The organism is Bacteroidales bacterium (assembly GCA_035647615.1).
In the GTDB taxonomy this organism is placed as follows: domain Bacteria; phylum Bacteroidota; class Bacteroidia; order Bacteroidales; family 4484-276; genus SABY01.
The window spans coordinates 37,479-54,634 of sequence record DASRND010000019.1 but is presented as its reverse complement, the minus strand read 5'-3'; the positions used below and the strand labels follow the sequence as shown (position 1 = coordinate 54,634).

Sequence of the window (17,156 nt, the reverse complement as noted above, 5' to 3'; positions counted from 1 at the left end):
GTGTCAGAAGAGAAAGGGCTGCCCCTGGGAACACCCCGATAGCACACTGGCAGAGGCAGGTAAACTCGTTACAGATGGTGAAGAGAGAGAAGTAAAGACAGGTTTTTTCATACAACAGGATCAAGTTAATAACTTGGGTAACTCACTATAATGTTAAAACTTTGATGGATTCCCCCCACAAAATTTTCGTAAAAGTAAAAAGTTAAATAATACAAAAATAGAAACCCGTCTCTTATTGTATGAGCGACATGGTTTCGTGTATGAACCCCCTGTTTTTGTGTATGAAGCAATTTCCGCTTTACAAACCTGCCGCCAGCCTCCACACAAAAGGACGAATGGGCTACGTGGCATTTTAGTTATCAGTCTGTTAGCTTCACGCCAGGCACCGGCATTTTACAGAAGGTGCGGCCTTCACTCCATAGCATCGGTACCCATTGATTGCAGATTATCAAGCATTTCACTCTTTCCTGTTTTATTTATGCGGTTTAACGAGCAGATGTAAAAAAAACGCTGGCACCCCCTCTCATTTCTGTCCGCTGTATTTAAAAATCAACACCGAAAAAGGGATTGCCAGGAAGGCAAGATACGACACCAGGTTATAGCTCCATTGCAGTCCGCTGAGATCGCCAAAGAAGCCGATGAGCAGCACGGCAAGGGAGCCAAAGAAAAAGCTGATGGTCATGTAGATGCCGTTGAGGAAAGCAGGGCGGTCGCTGCCCAGGTCCTGCACCATGGCAAGCACCACAGGACCACTGGCGAAAAGAAAAAATCCCAAAAGGATCAGCAGCGGAAACTGCCAGGAGGCAGAAGAATGCACAAAAAACCAAAATACGATGGGCGTCACCACCGTGGCGGTTACCAGTGTGGTTTTGCGGCCAATCCTGTCGGAGAGGGTGCCGGCCAAAAGGGTGCCTGCCGCTCCGGATGCTTCGAGCGCCACCAGTGCAAAACCGCCATACCATAAGGTGGCGCCCTGGTCGGTGAGGTAGGTGGGAAGAAATGCTGTGACAGCCGACTTCAGCAAAGCGCTAAAAGCCAGAAAACCTGCGAGCATCACCAGAAATGGCCAGTAACGGCGAAGTGTGATGCCGGCATTAGCCTCTTCATGGCTGTGCTGCATCACTTCCGAAATCTTGATGTCGCGCAGCAGGAAATACAAAAATAGAGTAAAGAATGCCGAAACGGGGATAAGCTTCCAGGTGTTGGATAATCCCCACAGCGAGACAGCTCCGAGTATCACCATCGGTCCGATGGTGCGCGCCACCTCGCCGCCAAACATATAAAAACTCATCCCGCGCCCCACATACGCGCCCGAAACACGGCGCACCATCACCGGCGACGGCACATGAAACAATGCCGCGCTGATGCCCATCACAAATACCAGAACAATGAGGAGCGTCACGTTGGGGGCTGCACCCATAAAGCTGGCGCAGATGGCAGTAATAAAAGGTGTGAAGATCACCAGATAACGCATCTGAATCCTGTCGGCAAGCAGTCCGATAAACGGATTCAGCAGCATGGGCACCCGGTTGACTACGTTGAGAACGCCCGCCATGGTAAAGGAGAGTCCCAGCCTGGAGATGAGCAGCGGCAGCAGGGGAGCCAAAAACGCCGAGTAGGTGTCGTGAAGGAGATGTGCCCCCGAAATGGTAAGCACGCTACCGGTTTTAAATTTCTCTTTTTCCATCATAATTTTCCACCACAGCAACCAAAAGCGATCCTGCGGATCTCTGATCAATGCAAAGAACACCCTTTTTGTTTTCTAAGAAAAACGGCGACGGAAATTGTGAGACGGAGGGAGCAGTCGGCAGTTCTCAGTACTCAGTCGGTAGCCTTCATTACACAGTTCTCAGCTCAGCGTTCGGCTTAGGCTGGTTTCGACTACGCTGGTTTCGACTACGCTGGTTTCGACTACGCTGGTTTCGACTACGCTCAACCACCGCAACCACCGCAACCACCGCAACCGCCACAGCCTAAGCTGTATCTATTTTTGCAGGCTTAGCCTGCTTTATCCTTTAAACTTTTGAACGATCGAACAGGCACAGCCTGTAAAAATAGAACGGACGAGGCCAAGCCTCGTCCAAACCCCGGGGCAGGTTGAAAAAGTAAGCAGAAGTTAGAAAAAAGAGATGAGTGGTGAGAAAAAAACAGGACGGGTCGCAGGCATTCAGTGAATTTTTATTTCATTATTCGAGTCCGCACTTGCATAATTCTGCGATCCGATATTTAAAAAAATAGAAGTTTTACTAAACGCACTTATCGTTCGGCTTGGCGTTCAGCTTAGGCTGAGCCTAAGCTGCAGCTATTTTTGCAGGCTTAGCCTGCTTTAACCTTTAAACTTTGAACGATCGAACAGGCACAGCCTGTAAAAATAGAATGAACGAGGTACAACCTCGTCCAAACACCGAATATTACCAAGAAAGCAAAGTACGACACCAGTTTTTAGCAACATTACATTCAATTGAACTCATCAACGAAAACGAAAGGCAAAAAAAATGTGCCTATAACAATAAGGTGTGAAATGAACGATCGGGGCTTCGACTACGCTGGTTTCGACTACGCTGGTTTCGACTACGCTCAACCACCGCAACCACCGCAGCCACCGCAACCTCGTTCAAACTCGGGAGGTAGTAAGTAGCTGGCAACCTTCCGGCTTCAGATTATAGTTTTACAGGCACCCATACCCTTACCTTTTTCTCCCTACCATCCCTATACCATCGCTATACCTTCGCTATGTCATCTCCCTGTTGTTTGGCAAAAACTAAACGCAAAAGCGATCATGGAAACTTCATGCTTGGAACATTAACTTAAGGCCTTGCTTCGCTGCGAAACTATTTACCAACAGGAGGCAGTCTTTCAGCCTTTGAATTGAGGTTTTACAGGTACACAGTGCAACTCACCATTTTACTCAATATAACTCTGTGCAACTGCATTTACAAACAAACAACACCTGCCCTGAACGTAGCCGAACGGAAAAACAAACAACACTTGCCCTGAGCGTAGTCGAAGGGAACAACAAACAACCTAACATCTTCTCCTGTATGGCTAGAAATGTATATTTTTGAATCAAAATATTTCATTATTAACAACCAAAACAATAACATCATGAAAATATCCACACGCAACGTACTAAAAGGTACCATCACCCACATCGAGCATGGGGCAGTCAATTCTGAGGTAACCCTTCAATTGCCAGGTGGGCAGGAGATCGTTTCGATCATCACCAAAACATCCGCACAAAACCTTGAGCTGAAAAAAGGCATGGAGGTGTATGGCCTCATCAAAGCTTCCAATGTGATGATTGCCATCGATTAAATAAAAAAATAAACCCTTGATCATGTGTCTTTCGCCATGCGCCCTGCGCCATGCTCTAAGCGCCTTACGCCACGTAATTCTTAACAACTATTTTATGAAAAAGAACTTTTTAATTGTCCTGATTACCTTTGTTGCAGCTTTCGTTTCAGCTGCAGAGGTTACCATCATCGTAACTTCCCTCCCATCCAACATACCACCCGACGAATCAGTTTATGTTGCGGGTAATTTCAACGGCTGGAACCCCGGCGACGAAAACTACCGGCTGGAGACCAACAGCAACGGTCAGCCGCAGGTTACAATCACAGCCTCCGGACAGATCGATTTTAAGTTTACGCGCGGCTCATGGGAAACTGTGGAGGGAAACGAGAATGGCGGTTTCCTACCCAACCGCACCTTTGTGATGAGCAGCGCCGACACGCTGGAAGTATCAATACTAAGCTGGGAAGACCAGGGCAGCACGGGGCATACTGCTGCCGAAAATGTGGTGGTGATGGACGAAGCGTTTTTTATGCCGCAGTTCAACCGCAACCGCCGCATCTGGCTTTATCTTCCACCGGACTACGACATCAGCGCCAAAAATTATCCTGTGCTCTACATGCACGATGGGCAGAACCTTTTTGACGCGGCCACCGCTTTTGCCGGCGAGTGGGAAGTGGACGAAACTCTGAACCAGCTGGCCGACGAAGGCAAAGTCGTTCCTATCGTTGTGGGAATCGACAATGGCGGCCAACACCGCATAGATGAATATACGCCCTGGGCGAATACACAACACGGCGGTGGTGATGGTGACAAGTATGCACGTTTCATCGCCGAGACGCTCAAGCCCTATATCGATCAGCATTACCGCACCCTGCCCGATCGTGAATATACCGGTGTGATGGGCAGCTCGCTGGGCGGTCTTATTTCTCATTACATCGGCCTGAAATATCAAAATCTTTTTGGCAAAGCAGGGATCTTTTCACCCTCCTATTGGTTCAACGATTCTGTGTATGATTTCAGCTACCTGGCCGGAGCGCAGCATCCAATGCGGATTTATATTATGGGTGGCACTGCCGAAAGTGACAACCTGGTGCAACAGATGAATAAAATGAAAGATACGCTGGTGGCAGCAGGATTCCGTCCTGATCAGGTTACAGTAAAAGCAGTAGCTGGCGGCCAGCATAACGAAGCTTTGTGGCGTTCACAGTTCGCAGAAGCTTATCAATGGCTGTTTATGGAAACCTCCGGCGCCATTGGTTCCGGCGTGAATACAAACGAACCAACCCTGCAGGTAGTGGGCAAAAGCCTCGTACTTACCGATCCAACCGGCGCTACCGACACTTTCGATCTGATGGTTTATTCCATGGCTGGTCAGCTTGTGATGACGCGGCGGGTTTCGTCCGGCCGGCAAACAGACCTCTCGCCGCTGCAGGCTGGCATTTATCTCATCAAAGCCAATTACAAGGATGGGGTAATATCAAGGAAGGTGTTTTTGGATTAGTGTTTACTTCTTAATACTTTTCAGAAATTCATCCGGAGTCATGACAGGTATCAGTGATGTTTTAAAATCTTTCCCATTTCTGGTTATAATAATGTCACATTCGTATCTTAAAGCACTGTAATATTGTAATGAGTCTTCAAAATCATGAAACTCTGAGTTCAATCCTTTTTCGATGATTATTTCATCAAGTTCACATATTTTTGAAATGACTTTAAATTTCCTCAGTTTTTCTTTTGTTTTTTCCAAACCATAAAACTTAGTGAGGAAATAACTAACCGTAGCAAAAGATAAAGCAGAAACGATAATATTTAATTTTCGTTGATCAGCCAATGTAGCAAGCTTTGCCGCAGAAACAAAAATGGCACTCGCTCACCCAAGAGATCGAGTACTACATTGGTATCCAAAAACAATTTCATCTTTATTTATTTTTTTCAACCAAATGATTCAAGTATTCTGATTTGTAATCAAAATCTGAAGGAATACTTATTCCGGTGGACATACTTTCTACAAAAGGAGAAATCTCAATTTCGGAATCAATGTTTAAGTCTTCCATCTGAACTAAAAATTTTAGATAGGTCTCAATAATTTCCGATAATCTCTTTTTTTTCGAATAAGCATATTTCTCGGCTTGTTCGATCACTTTTTTGTCAAGTTTTATGATTAACTCAGCATTCATATTCGTTGTTTTTAAAAGGTATCAAATGATTTAAACGAATGTCAATGGATTTTGACTTTCATAATCTCAAAATAATATTTACGAAAATAATAAAAAACTCTGAAGCTCACCTCTTAACATCCTGATATTCCTTCAGGAACTTCACAAAAAAAGACCGGCTCCACAGTAGAGCCGGTCATTCCTTCATTATTAAACCAAATCAAAAAAAGAGTTACTTGCTAATGATGATAGTTTGCTGGTGTGTCTGGCCTGTACTTCCAATAAACTGAAGCATGTAAGCGCCTGCATTTAAACCGTCGAGGTTGAACTGCTGATTCAGTGTATTTATCGTTTTAGCTTCACGAACCAACTGACCGAAGCTATTGAACATGCGAACACTTTCGATACCTTCCACCAGGTCGATGTTGAGCCTGTCGGAAGCAGGAACGGGATAAACACGGATGGCCTGCATCGGAGCTTCATTCATTCCTACCATTACGTCCAGGGTAACCGGAACAACGGTGTAAGGTGTGTCGTGGTCGTTGCTTTCGATAATGATGTTGGCAGCATAGACTCCCTGCATCATAGAGGTAGTGGTAAAATTAACAGCTACTTCCCGAACGTCGTCGGCGGGTACAGTTCCGGCAGCAGGATCGAGGCTGAGCCATTCGCCGGGTGTAAGCTGCAGCAGACCGCGGATGTTGAGGTTGTTATTTAAGCCGGCATCGGAGAGATGCTCCCACGTTTCGCCATCCATCGAAACCCAGTCGCCATTGGGATTAGCAGGGCCGGCGTCGAGACCTGCCACCCACATACCTGCATTGTGGATGTAGTTGACTCCGATCCAGATGTCGGTACTTTCCAGTTCCAGTGGTGTATCCAGCGTAATAGTATTCCACTCGAGCGGCGCCGCGTCGAAAGGCTGAACGTGCAACACCTGACCGGGTGTTGTGGTGGTGCCGGGACCCCAGATAACGAGCGTAGATTCGTTGGGCAAATCATTCACATAAAAATCAACGGATTGTAGCGTTGCGCCGGCAAAGGGATAAACCATTTCTGACGGGAAACGTGCCGCAGCAAACATACTGCCTCCATCCATAAGACCTACAGCCTCTGCATTGTCGCCATCATAATGCAGCACAAAGTAGTCGTCGCGGGCATTGTCGCGCAAAGCAGCTCCACCTTTGGTGGGAGCGGATTGCACCGAAAGGTTCCGGTTGCGCTGGCTTTTGCCTACAGGAACAGCAGTGGGCTGGTTGGTTTTTCCGGCCATCAGATAGTTAACAAAAGTTCCGTAAGTGAGGGGCGCATTACCGGTATTTTGAATTTCCATTTGTTGGGTGGAGCTTTCGCCAGGGTTGAGCGCCTCTGTAATATTTTCGGGTATGACCTTAATATGCGGTAGCTCAGCAGCAAAATCGATGAGGAAAGAAACAGTTTCGCCAGCGGGATTTATTCCGGCACCAATAATATTCAAGCCATCGGGAGTTGCGCCATTGATACTGTAAAATAACCAATCGGAAGCATCCGACATTCCACGGTTTAAAGCATAATCGTTGAAGGTAGACATTTCACCATCAGGCATCCTTACAAATGCGCGGCGCATATCAGGAAATGGGGGGAAACCTTCGACAGTATAGCCAAAAATGGTACCGTCGTCCAAAACGGCTAAAGCAGATATTTCGCCCGCATTCAATGTATTGGGAAAAAGTTCAACGCCGGCTTGTTGGCTCCAGATAAATCCTTTGTCACCAGCAAAACCAACTACATATTCGCCGGTTGAAGAGGCTGCCATTGCTTCGCCATAATCATCAGGAGCAACTTCTATCAGTTGGCCATCAGCCCAAATAACTGGTGAACGTGAAGCGCTGGGCAAATCAGCCCATCCATAAACCACGCTTCCATCGTTGCTAACGCCGTTGGGGCGGTTGCCACCAGAAGCCAGATCGCCAATCATATCGTAACCACCGGCAGCAGACCACTTAAAAGCTTTGTATTGGAAATTCGGATAATATTGCATCCCGACTACTATCGAACCGTCAGCAGACATTCCCCATGCGGAAGAATAATCAGATTCTGTCGGTTCGCCTACTTCAGGATTCAGCGGCAGAAACGACCACTGCCCGCTTTGGGGATGCCACAGGCCAGCCATAGCTGTCTCCTGACCCTGAAGATTATATTCAGGATTGCGCTCGGTGCCTGCTACAGTTCCATCTTCGGCAACCGCAATCACTTCTGGTTCGATGCCGTTAATAGGTAACAATCCGCCAGATTTTGACCAAAGTAATCCCCCGCCACCAAAAGGCACGATCACAACATATTCACCGCTTTCGCTAATGTCGTAAGGGAAGGTGTAGTCATTAACCATAATGGTCACATCAATATTTGCAGCTTCCAGAATAGTGTAGTTAACCGGTACAGTTACTTCCGGCAACTCGGGATCGTTGGAGCTGATGGTGATGGTGGCAGTGTATGTGCTGCCAATAGAAAGACCTTCAGGATTGAAAGTTAGGATATGTGCCAGCGAGCTATTGGTGCCAAGGTCGCCGCTAAGCGGATCGATGGAAAGCCAACCGTTGGTGCCACTGCCATAGGTAAAGTCGAGTGTGTAAACCAGATTATCGATACCGATATTTTTTATCGTAAGTTTTTTATTTACTACCGTATTTATGGGTGCAGTAATATTCAAAACGGCAGGATTGACAACGATTTGCGGGGCGGTATTAAAATCACTTCCAATAAATACATCATCCACAGCCCAAGCATGTGCAAAGTCGCCTTGATAGCGGAATGCAACATAAGCGGTTTGCCCCTCGTAGCTTTGCAGATTAAGAATTACCTGCTCCCACACTGCCACCGCTACGTCAGCCGTCCAAAGCTGCACGAAATCGCCACTGGCCGGATCGCCGCTGCCGGTACTGATCCATACGCTGTTGTTGCCATAATAATCAGGGTCAAGGGTATAATTCCAAAAAGTAAAAACAATCGGATGACCGGTTGGAAAATCCATGGCAGGAGTTACCAGCCAACCATCCTGGTTGCCAAAAGCGAAACTATGATAAGCGCTCATGGAACCATCGGGTGTGTGATTTAAAGTAGTAGTGGCAGCCCAGTATTCGCCGCCACCATCCAAATCATAAATCTGCCAGTTGGCGGGTGGAAAGGTTGCGACTTCAAAGCTCTCCTCGATAGGGAAGATACGACTGCTCTGGGCACCCGCCGTTGTAAACATGAGCATGAGCAGCAACATAAGGCTGGCCAATCGAAATTGTGAGAAAAATGTAGTTTTTGTTTGCATTGTTTTAATTGTTTTGAATTATGAATGTTTGATTTAAGTATTATTAAGGGTGTAATGATTTCTATTTTGTCATTTTATCATCCATTCCTTTTTCGACGTGACGGAGCAACTTCAAAAGTGCTTTTCTCTCGTTTTGTTTACGCTCTAAAAGAGCCTTCAACTCCTCGTCGATTTCTTTCTCCGTTTTATCGTCACTTCTATTCTGCGCCATCGTTTTAAGTTTTGAGCTGCAAGATTACTACGCGTGTGGTTTACCACCAAAAAAACCATCGCCACTTTGTAGCTACAAAACCACAAAACCGACCATACATCCGCACTACAAAAACGATTAGCTTGCTGCTGATGAGAATCTTATGATCGCAAGGCGCTGAGAGCAGGGCACCGGACAAAGAACGCAGAGCGGTTTTTTGAATTTGTGTGTTTGGACGAGGCTTAGCCTCGGTGCATTTTCAGACCTCACCCCCGACCCCTCTCCTAAAGGAGATGGGAGCACTTCTGCGGAAGGTTACTGTGCGCTTTTCTAATCGAAATGTTTCGTTTAAGTTTTCCAATAGTGGTGTTTGAACGAGGCTGTAGTGGTTTCGACTACGCTCAACCACCGTAACTCAAACCAGCCAAAAATTAACACAACTGATTCTCAACCTGAAAATCTGGGTGTTTGGACGAGGCTGTGCCTCGTCAGGTCTATTTTTACAGGCTTAGCCTGTTGTAACCAAAAAGAAACTTATCTTAAAAAAGCAGGCAAAGCCTGCGGAAATAGAGACAGCTTAGGCCAAGCCTATGCTGAACACATCGGAATTTTATTGACAGCCGGAAAACTATCAGAGAGCACTTCTGCGAAAGGTTGGTGCGCGCTTTTCTAATCGAAATGTTTCATTTGAGTTTTCCAATAGTGGTGTTTGGACGAGGCTGAGCCTCGTCAGGTCTATTTTTACAGGCTTAGTCTGTTGGAAACCAAAAGAAAATTGATTTAAAAAAGCAGGCAAAGCCTGCGGAAATAGAGACAGCTTAGGCCAAGCCTAAGCTGAACACACCGGAATTTTATTGAGAGCAGGGGCGCCATCCCTTGCCGGCTGCTTACTGAGAACTGCAGGCTGAAGACTTCGTCAAAGAGCAGCAAGATATTCAACAAGCCCTGTATCCGAGTTGGTGAGCTTGAGCTTTTTGCGCAGGCGGGTTCTGGCCACATCAATGGTGCGGGGCGCTTGACCGGTGATGAGCGAAATTTCTTTGGAGCTCATGTTTAGCTTTAGGAAAGCGCACAAACGCCGCTCGTTGGGTGTGAGGCTGGCGTCGATATCGTTCAGTTTTTGGTAGAAATCATTGTGCACCTGTTCGAAGCGAACTTCAAATTCCTGCCAAATTGAACTGTCGTGCGTGCGCTCAAGATCGCGGATGGTCTGAAGCAGCCACCGCTGATCGGGCCGTTGACCCGTTGCCATTTGTTTTTGTAGCTTCTGGACAATTTCATAAATCAGCTCGTTTTTCTGAATTTGAACCATCACATTGGTGGTCAGCTCTTTTTTCTTGATGTCGAGTTCCTTTTCAAGATTATTTTTTTCAAGCTCAATTTTCTGCGCATTCAATTGAATATTCTCGGCCTTCAGACGAAGGCGTTTGTTGCGGCTATGCGAAAGGAAATATAACAGGCTGATAATGGCCAGGATCAAAAGCAGGGTGAGTCCGATAAAAAGATAGCGCTGCTCCTTGCGCTGCTGCTCCAGGCGCATCCGTTGCCGGCTTTCTTCGTATTTGCTGGTGATTTCAAACTGCATGAGCGTGTTAGCCGCCTCTTCGCGGGTGAGCTTTTCGTTGATATCAGCGTAAGCGATATAATATTTCAGTGCCGAATCGGAGTTGCCCTGCCGCTGATAAATCTCAAACAATTTGATCGCCACTTCCGTTAGCAAACCCATATTTCCAACCTGAGTCGCCAACCGATAGCCTTCGTTAAGATGACTGATGGCGGAGTGGTCGTCGTTGATGGCGAGATAATAGTCGGCAAGCGTGCGGTGCGACTGCCCCATGGCGCCGAGATCGTTGGCTGCCTGGCGAAACCGGAAAGATTCGAGCAGATATTCAAGACTTTTTTCAAGATTGCCCTGCCCGATAAAAAGCGCCCCCAGATTGTTGAGCAACATGCCGAGCTCTTCGGGTTTGCTGCCATCCTGCTGTGCCAAAAGAATTCCTTTTCGGTAGTACTTTTCGGCCAGATCATACTCTTTCAGGTTTTGACAGGCAATGCCCAGGTTATTATAAATGGTCAGCATCTCTTGATGTGGCGACGCCTGACGAATAGAATCGGGCATTTGTTCAAAAAAAGTCAGTGCCTTTTCAAAATAATCGCGTGAGCGTTCGTATTGCTGCAACTGCAGATAAACCGCCCCCAGATTAATGCGCCCGTAAGCAACACCTTTTTCATCGCTGAGGCGGGTATTTATTTCGATGTATCGTAAATAATATTGCGTGGAAAGCTCCAGCAGGCCATTGACGAAATATGCGTTGCCAAAGTTGAGGCAAGCGTATGCGATTAGTTTTTGGTTACCCGATTTTTCTGCTACATCCATTGCCTGCTGCGCCACCTGTAAAGCCTCTTCGATATCGGAGGCAACAATTGCTTTGGATAGTTCCACATATTCGTGCACCCGTGCCGAATCGCCGGACGCCAGATTAGCACGATGGTTGAGCGAATCGATCTGGACCATATTCTGTGACGGAAGTCGTCCGGCAGAAATCACCAGAACTACGATAGACAACGCAATACGGAAAATCATTACATGCTTCACCTTAACGATATTAGATGACAAAGATAACTTTGTTTTTAAGGCTTTTATTCCACAGGCAGCGGGCGCACAAAGCCCTCTTCGAGCGAGATGAAAGTTTCTGTGGCAACTATCTCCGGGATGGATTGGATTTGCTCGACGATGATGTTTTTGAGATGCTCGTTGTTGCGTGCCAGTATTTTCACCAGCAACGAATATTTGCCGGTGATGTGGTGGCACTCAACGATTTCAGGGATTTGTTTTATCTTCTGGAAAACTTCCTCATGTGTGCTCGTAGCAGTGAGATTTACCTGCAAACCGATGAAAGCACACGTGAGATAGCCGAAGCCACTGCGCGAAATAGTTACCTGCGAGCCGATGATCACACCTGCTTCGGTCATTTTTTGCACCCGCTGATGGATGGCCGCTCCCGACACTTTGCAATGTCGTGCCACCTCGAGGTATGGCGTGCGGGCATCGGCGGTAAGCAGCGCCAGGATGCGCCGGTCGAGACTGTCGAGTTTGAAATTTTCAGTCATGAGCTGTTTGTTAATCGTTAATCGTTATTTGTTAATCGTTATTCGTTGTTTAGAAACTAAAACATCCACTATAAAAAACAAGCCGCAAACTTACAGTTTTTTAAGATATTCTTGGTTTTGGTTACAGTTTTTAAAATCTTTAAAGATACCGCCTTTAAATCGGCGCAATTTCCTTAGTTTTGCTTCGACATTTAAAATTAAATAATTTAAAAAAGATACAATTATGAAATTTGATCCGGCAAGTAAAATTCAGGATTTATTACAGTTTGGCGAATTTGGCGGTGTAAACCCATCCGTCACCGATTCGGCCACCTTCACATTTATGCAGGCCAAGACCATGCTCGACACTTTTAAAGGCGAGGCAGAAGGATGCTTCCTTTACTCACGTCACTGGAACCCCAGCAACAAATTTCTGGCTGATGCGCTGGCCGCCATGGAAGGCACCGAAGCAGCCTGGGTAACAGCCTCAGGAATGAGCGCCATCACCTGCGCAATTTTGCAACTTTGTAATGCCGGCGACCACATCGTAGTTAGCCGCACCACCTACGGCGGAACCTTTGCATTTCTGAACAACTACATAGAGAAATTCAATATCGAGGTGACTTTTGTAGATATCACCAACCTGAAAGAAGTAGAAGCTGCCATAAAACCCAACACACGCATCGTCTACACCGAAACGGTCACCAATCCGCTGCTCCAGGTTTCGGATGTGCGCAAACTAGCAGACATCGCCCACAAGCACAACGCAAAGTTGCTGGTCGACAACACCTTTACGCCGATGATGATCAGCCCGGCCAAATTGGGCGCCGACGTGGTACTTTACAGCCTCACCAAATTTATAAACGGAAAAAATGACTGCGTTGCCGGTGCCATCTGCGGAACGGAAGAATTTATCGCTTCGCTCATCGACGTAAACAGTGGAACTGCTATGCTTTTGGGCCCGGTGCTCGACCCGTTCCGCTCGTCGTCGATTTTGAAAAACCTGCATACACTCCACATCCGCATGCAGCAGCATAGCCGCAATGCAATGTATCTGGCCGAGAAACTGGAAGAAATAGGCGTCCCGATAAATTATCCCGGACTGAAAAAACACCCCGGTCACGAGCTGCTCAAATCGATAATGAATGAGAAATATGGCTTTGGTGGCATGCTCTCCTTCGACGCAGGTACGGCAGAAAAAGCCGCTGAAATGATGGAGATGATGGAAGAGGTTGGCGTAGGCTATCTGGCCGTAAGCCTCGGCTATTTCAAAACACTCTTTAGCAACTCGGGCAAAAGTACTTCGTCGGAAGTACCCGCAGAAAAGCAAAAAGAAATGGGTCTTTCCGAAGGTCTTATCCGCTTCTCGGTGGGACTTGACAACGAAATCGACCGTACTTTCGAGATGATAAAAAAATGCCTGAAGCAAACAGGAATGATCAAATAGATTAGATTGTCAGGTTATCAAAGTTACGAAGGATCAAAACCTGGATTCCTGACGAAATAACAAAGTACAGATAAATATAAAAATCCCGGAGCATCTCTGCTACCGGGATTTTCTATTCACTCAATCAACTAATCAATCACTCAACTTTTTGTTTACTTATTGTCGTCGCCATCAGTCAGATCGCGCAGCTCGTTCTTGAAATCATCCCAGCCATCGTTAAAGTCAGCCTTGAACTTTTCCCAGTCGCTTTCGGTCCATTCATCAAGACGTTCTTCGAGGTGTTGCGTCTCACGTTTCAGGTTGTTGATGGTACGCTGGGTTTGGGTATCAATTTCATCGCCGCGTTCTTTCATACGGTCTTCAAAATCGTCGATACGCTCTTCGAGATTATCGAGCGATTCCTGCATGCGCTCTTTGAAATTGTCGGGTTTGTCGCGCAGAGTAGCGTCAATGTTGGCCTCGAGGCGGTTGATGTCAGCACGCAATTCTGCCAGTGCCTGTTGACGTTCTAGTTTCATTTGCTCCGGTGTATATTTAGATTCGTCACGCTGCTGGGGATTGTTACATGCGGTAGCGATAAAAAATAGAGACACTAGTGCCAGTGAAATGATTTTAAATCGGGATTTCATAGAAATCGTTTTTTAAGTTTAAAAATTTAATCTTTTAAAAAATGGATTTACTGATGTTCAGCGTTTAGTGGGCGTCATTTGCGAATCAGCGAAATCAGTATAGAGATAACAGCTAACACCAAAAGGATGTGGATGAGTCCGCCAGCTGTGTAAACAAAGAATCCGAGTATCCAGCCAATAATCAGGATTACCGCGATAATATACAATATTGATCTCATAATTAATTTATTTTATTGATTTCGTTAGTTAATTCTTCTTTTGTCTTTCCGGTTTTCTTTTGCAGACGGCCGAGCAGTTCGTCTTCTTTGCCTTCGACATACGTCAGATCGTCGTCAGTAAGGTTTCCGTAATTCTGTTTCAATTTTCCTTTCACTGTGTTCCAGGTTCCTTTTAATTGCAGTTTGTTCATTGCTTTTACTTTTTTAGGTTTAACATTTTATTTTCAAAATCTTAATCTGGAAAGGTGATAAGAGAGGATCGTGCCAGAAATTTTGGAAAAGAAAAACAGACAAATAAGTAGCTTAACCCACTGATTGTATGGTTTTTAATTTTAAATCTTAAAAAATAAAAAAATACTGCGCTGTGGATACCCTTACCCAAAATTTGGGTTAAAAAATCTACAAATAGGAAGTTCTCAGTCTTCAGGCGGCAGTTCTCAGTCGGTGGTCATCACGACGCCACGCGCCATGCTCAAGCATCATTCTTATTTCTGATAAGGTTGAGCGCCGAGCCGGCGTTAAACCATTCTATTTGTATTGGGCTGTAGGTGTGCAGCATCTCCATCTTGTCGGTGGTGCCATCAGCATGGCGAACGATGAGCTGCAGCGAACGTCCCTGCTCAAAAGTTTCGAGACCGGTGATGTCGAAAGTGTCGTCTTCCAGGATCTTGTCGTAGTCGGCTTTTTCGGCAAAGGTAAGCGCCAGCATTCCCTGCTTTTTCAGGTTGGTTTCGTGGATGCGTGCAAAGCTACGCACCACCACAGCCCGAACGCCCAGATGGCGCGGCTCCATGGCGGCATGTTCGCGCGATGAGCCTTCGCCGTAATTTTCGTCGCCCACCACAATGGTTCCGATGCCCTGCGCTTTGTAAGCTCGTGCCACGGCTGGCACTGCATCATATTGTCCGGTGAGCTGATTTTTGATCAGATTGGTATTTCCTGTAAAGGCGTTTTCGGCGCCAATGAGCAGATTGTTGGAAATATTATCCAAGTGACCACGGTAACGCAACCACGGCCCCGCCATCGAAATATGATCGGTGGTGCATTTTCCTTTGGCTTTTATCAGCAGCCTGAGCCCTTTTATGTCGTGACCTTCCCAGGGGGCAAAAGCCGTGAGGAGCTGCAGGCGATCAGAGTCGGGAGCCACTGCTACATTAATATTGCTGCCGTCGTGGGCTGGTTCCTGGTAGCCATTATCTTCTACTGCAAAACCTTTTATCGGCAGTTCGATACCCTGAGGTTCTTTGAGCTTTATCTTTTCTCCTTTTTTATTAATAAGGCTATCAGTAAGCGGATTAAATTCGAGGGTGCCGGCGATGGCAAAAGCCGTCACTATTTCCGGCGAAGCGACAAAGCCATGCGTATTGGGGTTGCCGTCGTTGCGTTTTGCAAAATTTCGGTTGAACGAAGTCATGATCGAATTTCTCTCCTTCTTGTCGGCATTGTGCCGTGCCCACTGCCCGATACATGGACCACAGGCATTGGCCAAAACTACACCGCCTATCTTTTCGAAAATGTCCAGGTAACCATCGCGCTCTACCGTGTAACGCACCTGCTCAGAGCCGGGCGTAACGGTATATTCTGATTTCACTTCCAGATCGTTGTCGAGCGCCTGCTGTGCCACGGAAGCAGCACGCGTAATATCTTCGTAGGAAGAGTTGGTGCAGGAACCGATCAGCCCCACCTCCAACATCAAAGGCCAGTTGTTGTCGCGCGCTGCCTGCGCAAACTCCGATACAGGAGTAGCCAGATCTGGCGTGAATGGACCATTGATGTGTGGCTCCAATTTAGAAAGATCAATTTCGATAACCTGATCAAAATATTTTCCGGGATCATTATAAACCTCTTCGTCACCGGTAAGATGGTCGGCAATTTTATTGGCAGCGTCAGCCACCTGAGCACGTCCCGTTGCACGCAGATAATCGGCCATGCGGCGATCGTAGCCGAATAAAGAAGTAGTAGCACCAATCTCGGCGCCCATGTTACAAATAGTACCTTTTCCGGTGCAGCTCAGATGTTCGGCACCCGGGCCAAAATATTCTACAATAGCGCCCGTTCCGCCTTTTACCGTAAGGATACCGGCCACTTTAAGGATGACGTCTTTGGAGGAAGTCCATCCGCTGAGCTTACCGGTAAGTTTCACGCCTATGATGCGTGGCATCTTCAGCTCCCATGGCATCCCGGCCATCACATCCACAGCATCGGCGCCACCCACGCCAATGGCAACCATGCCCAGTCCGCCGGCATTTACGGTATGCGAATCGGTGCCAATCATCATCCCACCAGGAAACGCGTAATTTTCGAGCACCACCTGATGGATGATGCCGGCTCCCGGTTTCCAGAATCCTATACCATATTTACTGGATATCGACGAAAGGAAATCAAAAACTTCCCGATTATGATCTTTAGCCACCTTTAAATCTTCTTTGGCTCCCACGCGCGCCTGAATCAGATGGTCGCAATGAACGGTGCTTGGAACCGCCGCTTTTTCGCGTCCGGCCTGCATAAACTGTAGCAGCGCCATCTGTGCGGTTGCATCCTGCATGGCCACCCGATCGGGAGCAAAATCCACGTAATCGTCGCCACGCTTATGCTCTTTTTCTAACTCGCCCCAAAGATGAGCATACAGGATTTTTTCGGTGAGTGTAAGCGGACGCTTCAGAAGCTGACGCGCCTTTTGAATTCGTTCAGGAAATTTATTGTAAACAGTTTGGATGAGATCAAGATCGAAAAGCATAGTTTTTTATTTTTTGCGTTAATGGATTTGCAAAAGTAGCAAGAATCGCTGGTGAGACGCTGTTAAGAAATACTAAAGCACTGACATGGTAGTCGTT

Annotated in this window: 14 protein-coding genes; 3 read left to right on the top strand and 11 right to left on the bottom strand. The window is 46.7% G+C overall.

Features of this window, described 5'->3' with window-relative positions; all coding sequences use genetic code 11:
- Positions 1–523 precede the first annotated feature (523 nt).
- Complete coding sequence (locus VFC92_06880; protein HZK07910.1) at positions 524–1,738, bottom strand: MFS transporter; 1,215 nt, start codon at positions 1,736–1,738, stop codon at positions 524–526.
- 1,367 nt (positions 1,739–3,105) lie between these two features.
- Here VFC92_06880 and VFC92_06875 point away from each other — a divergent pair.
- Both VFC92_06875 and VFC92_06870 read left to right on the top strand, forming a co-directional pair.
- Positions 3,106–3,315, top strand: a complete 210-nt coding sequence (locus VFC92_06875; GenBank protein HZK07909.1) for a molybdopterin-binding protein — start codon at positions 3,106–3,108, stop codon at positions 3,313–3,315.
- Between the two features lie 94 nt (positions 3,316–3,409).
- The gene (locus VFC92_06870; GenBank protein HZK07908.1) at positions 3,410–4,795 is read left to right on the top strand and encodes an alpha/beta hydrolase-fold protein; all 1,386 of its coding nucleotides are present in this window, start codon (positions 3,410–3,412) and stop codon (positions 4,793–4,795) included.
- 3 nt (positions 4,796–4,798) lie between these two features.
- Here the strand turns inward: VFC92_06870 and VFC92_06865 are convergent, their stop codons facing one another.
- From VFC92_06865 to VFC92_06840, 6 genes are all read right to left on the bottom strand, one after another.
- Entirely contained in the window at positions 4,799–5,155 is a 357-nt protein-coding gene (locus VFC92_06865; GenBank protein ID HZK07907.1) for a PIN domain-containing protein, read from the bottom strand.
- Positions 5,156–5,213: 58 nt separating this feature from the next.
- The gene (locus VFC92_06860) at positions 5,214–5,471 is read right to left on the bottom strand and encodes a DUF6364 family protein (GenBank protein ID HZK07906.1); all 258 of its coding nucleotides are present in this window, start codon (positions 5,469–5,471) and stop codon (positions 5,214–5,216) included.
- Between the two features lie 211 nt (positions 5,472–5,682).
- Positions 5,683–8,748, bottom strand: coding sequence for a choice-of-anchor J domain-containing protein (locus tag VFC92_06855; protein ID HZK07905.1), 3,066 nt, complete (start codon positions 8,746–8,748; stop codon positions 5,683–5,685).
- A 61-nt stretch (positions 8,749–8,809) separates the two neighbouring features.
- Positions 8,810–8,959: a hypothetical protein gene (locus tag VFC92_06850; protein HZK07904.1), complete on the bottom strand. Its 150-nt coding sequence runs from the start codon at positions 8,957–8,959 to the stop codon at positions 8,810–8,812.
- Between the two features lie 895 nt (positions 8,960–9,854).
- Complete coding sequence (locus VFC92_06845) at positions 9,855–11,555, bottom strand: tetratricopeptide repeat protein (protein ID HZK07903.1); 1,701 nt, start codon at positions 11,553–11,555, stop codon at positions 9,855–9,857.
- Positions 11,556–11,578: 23 nt separating this feature from the next.
- On the bottom strand, positions 11,579–12,049 hold the full coding sequence (locus tag VFC92_06840; GenBank protein ID HZK07902.1) for an Lrp/AsnC ligand binding domain-containing protein: 471 nt from the start codon (positions 12,047–12,049) through the stop codon (positions 11,579–11,581).
- A gap of 223 nt (positions 12,050–12,272) precedes the next feature.
- Between VFC92_06840 and VFC92_06835 the strand changes: the two genes are divergently transcribed.
- Positions 12,273–13,475, top strand: coding sequence for an aminotransferase class I/II-fold pyridoxal phosphate-dependent enzyme (locus VFC92_06835; GenBank protein ID HZK07901.1), 1,203 nt, complete (start codon positions 12,273–12,275; stop codon positions 13,473–13,475).
- Between the two features lie 152 nt (positions 13,476–13,627).
- On the opposite strand, the gene VFC92_06830 is transcribed toward VFC92_06835, so the two are convergent.
- From VFC92_06830 to VFC92_06815, 4 genes are all read right to left on the bottom strand, one after another.
- Positions 13,628–14,104, bottom strand: coding sequence for a hypothetical protein (locus VFC92_06830; GenBank protein ID HZK07900.1), 477 nt, complete (start codon positions 14,102–14,104; stop codon positions 13,628–13,630).
- Positions 14,105–14,178: 74 nt separating this feature from the next.
- Entirely contained in the window at positions 14,179–14,322 is a 144-nt protein-coding gene (locus VFC92_06825) for a lmo0937 family membrane protein (protein HZK07899.1), read from the bottom strand.
- Between the two features lie 2 nt (positions 14,323–14,324).
- Positions 14,325–14,513, bottom strand: a complete 189-nt coding sequence (locus VFC92_06820; GenBank protein HZK07898.1) for a CsbD family protein — start codon at positions 14,511–14,513, stop codon at positions 14,325–14,327.
- Positions 14,514–14,794: 281 nt separating this feature from the next.
- Positions 14,795–17,059, bottom strand: a complete 2,265-nt coding sequence (locus VFC92_06815; protein HZK07897.1) for an aconitate hydratase — start codon at positions 17,057–17,059, stop codon at positions 14,795–14,797.
- Positions 17,060–17,156 lie beyond the last annotated feature (97 nt).

What these genes read in the sequence shown, in the direction of transcription:
- VFC92_06830 (HZK07900.1), bottom strand. Translation starts at nt 14,104, where the DNA reads ATGAAATCCCGATTTAAAATCATTTCACTGGCACTAGTGTCTCTATTT.
- VFC92_06870 (HZK07908.1), top strand. Translation starts at nt 3,410, where the DNA reads ATGAAAAAGAACTTTTTAATTGTCCTGATTACCTTTGTTGCAGCTTTC.
- VFC92_06875 (HZK07909.1), top strand. Translation starts at nt 3,106, where the DNA reads ATGAAAATATCCACACGCAACGTACTAAAAGGTACCATCACCCACATC.
- VFC92_06840 (HZK07902.1), bottom strand. Translation starts at nt 12,049, where the DNA reads ATGACTGAAAATTTCAAACTCGACAGTCTCGACCGGCGCATCCTGGCG.
- VFC92_06825 (HZK07899.1), bottom strand. Translation starts at nt 14,322, where the DNA reads ATGAGATCAATATTGTATATTATCGCGGTAATCCTGATTATTGGCTGG.
- VFC92_06820 (HZK07898.1), bottom strand. Translation starts at nt 14,513, where the DNA reads ATGAACAAACTGCAATTAAAAGGAACCTGGAACACAGTGAAAGGAAAA.
- VFC92_06855 (HZK07905.1), bottom strand. Translation starts at nt 8,748, where the DNA reads ATGCAAACAAAAACTACATTTTTCTCACAATTTCGATTGGCCAGCCTT.
- VFC92_06860 (HZK07906.1), bottom strand. Translation starts at nt 5,471, where the DNA reads ATGAATGCTGAGTTAATCATAAAACTTGACAAAAAAGTGATCGAACAA.
- VFC92_06815 (HZK07897.1), bottom strand. Translation starts at nt 17,059, where the DNA reads ATGCTTTTCGATCTTGATCTCATCCAAACTGTTTACAATAAATTTCCT.
- VFC92_06850 (HZK07904.1), bottom strand. Translation starts at nt 8,959, where the DNA reads ATGGCGCAGAATAGAAGTGACGATAAAACGGAGAAAGAAATCGACGAG.
- VFC92_06835 (HZK07901.1), top strand. Translation starts at nt 12,273, where the DNA reads ATGAAATTTGATCCGGCAAGTAAAATTCAGGATTTATTACAGTTTGGC.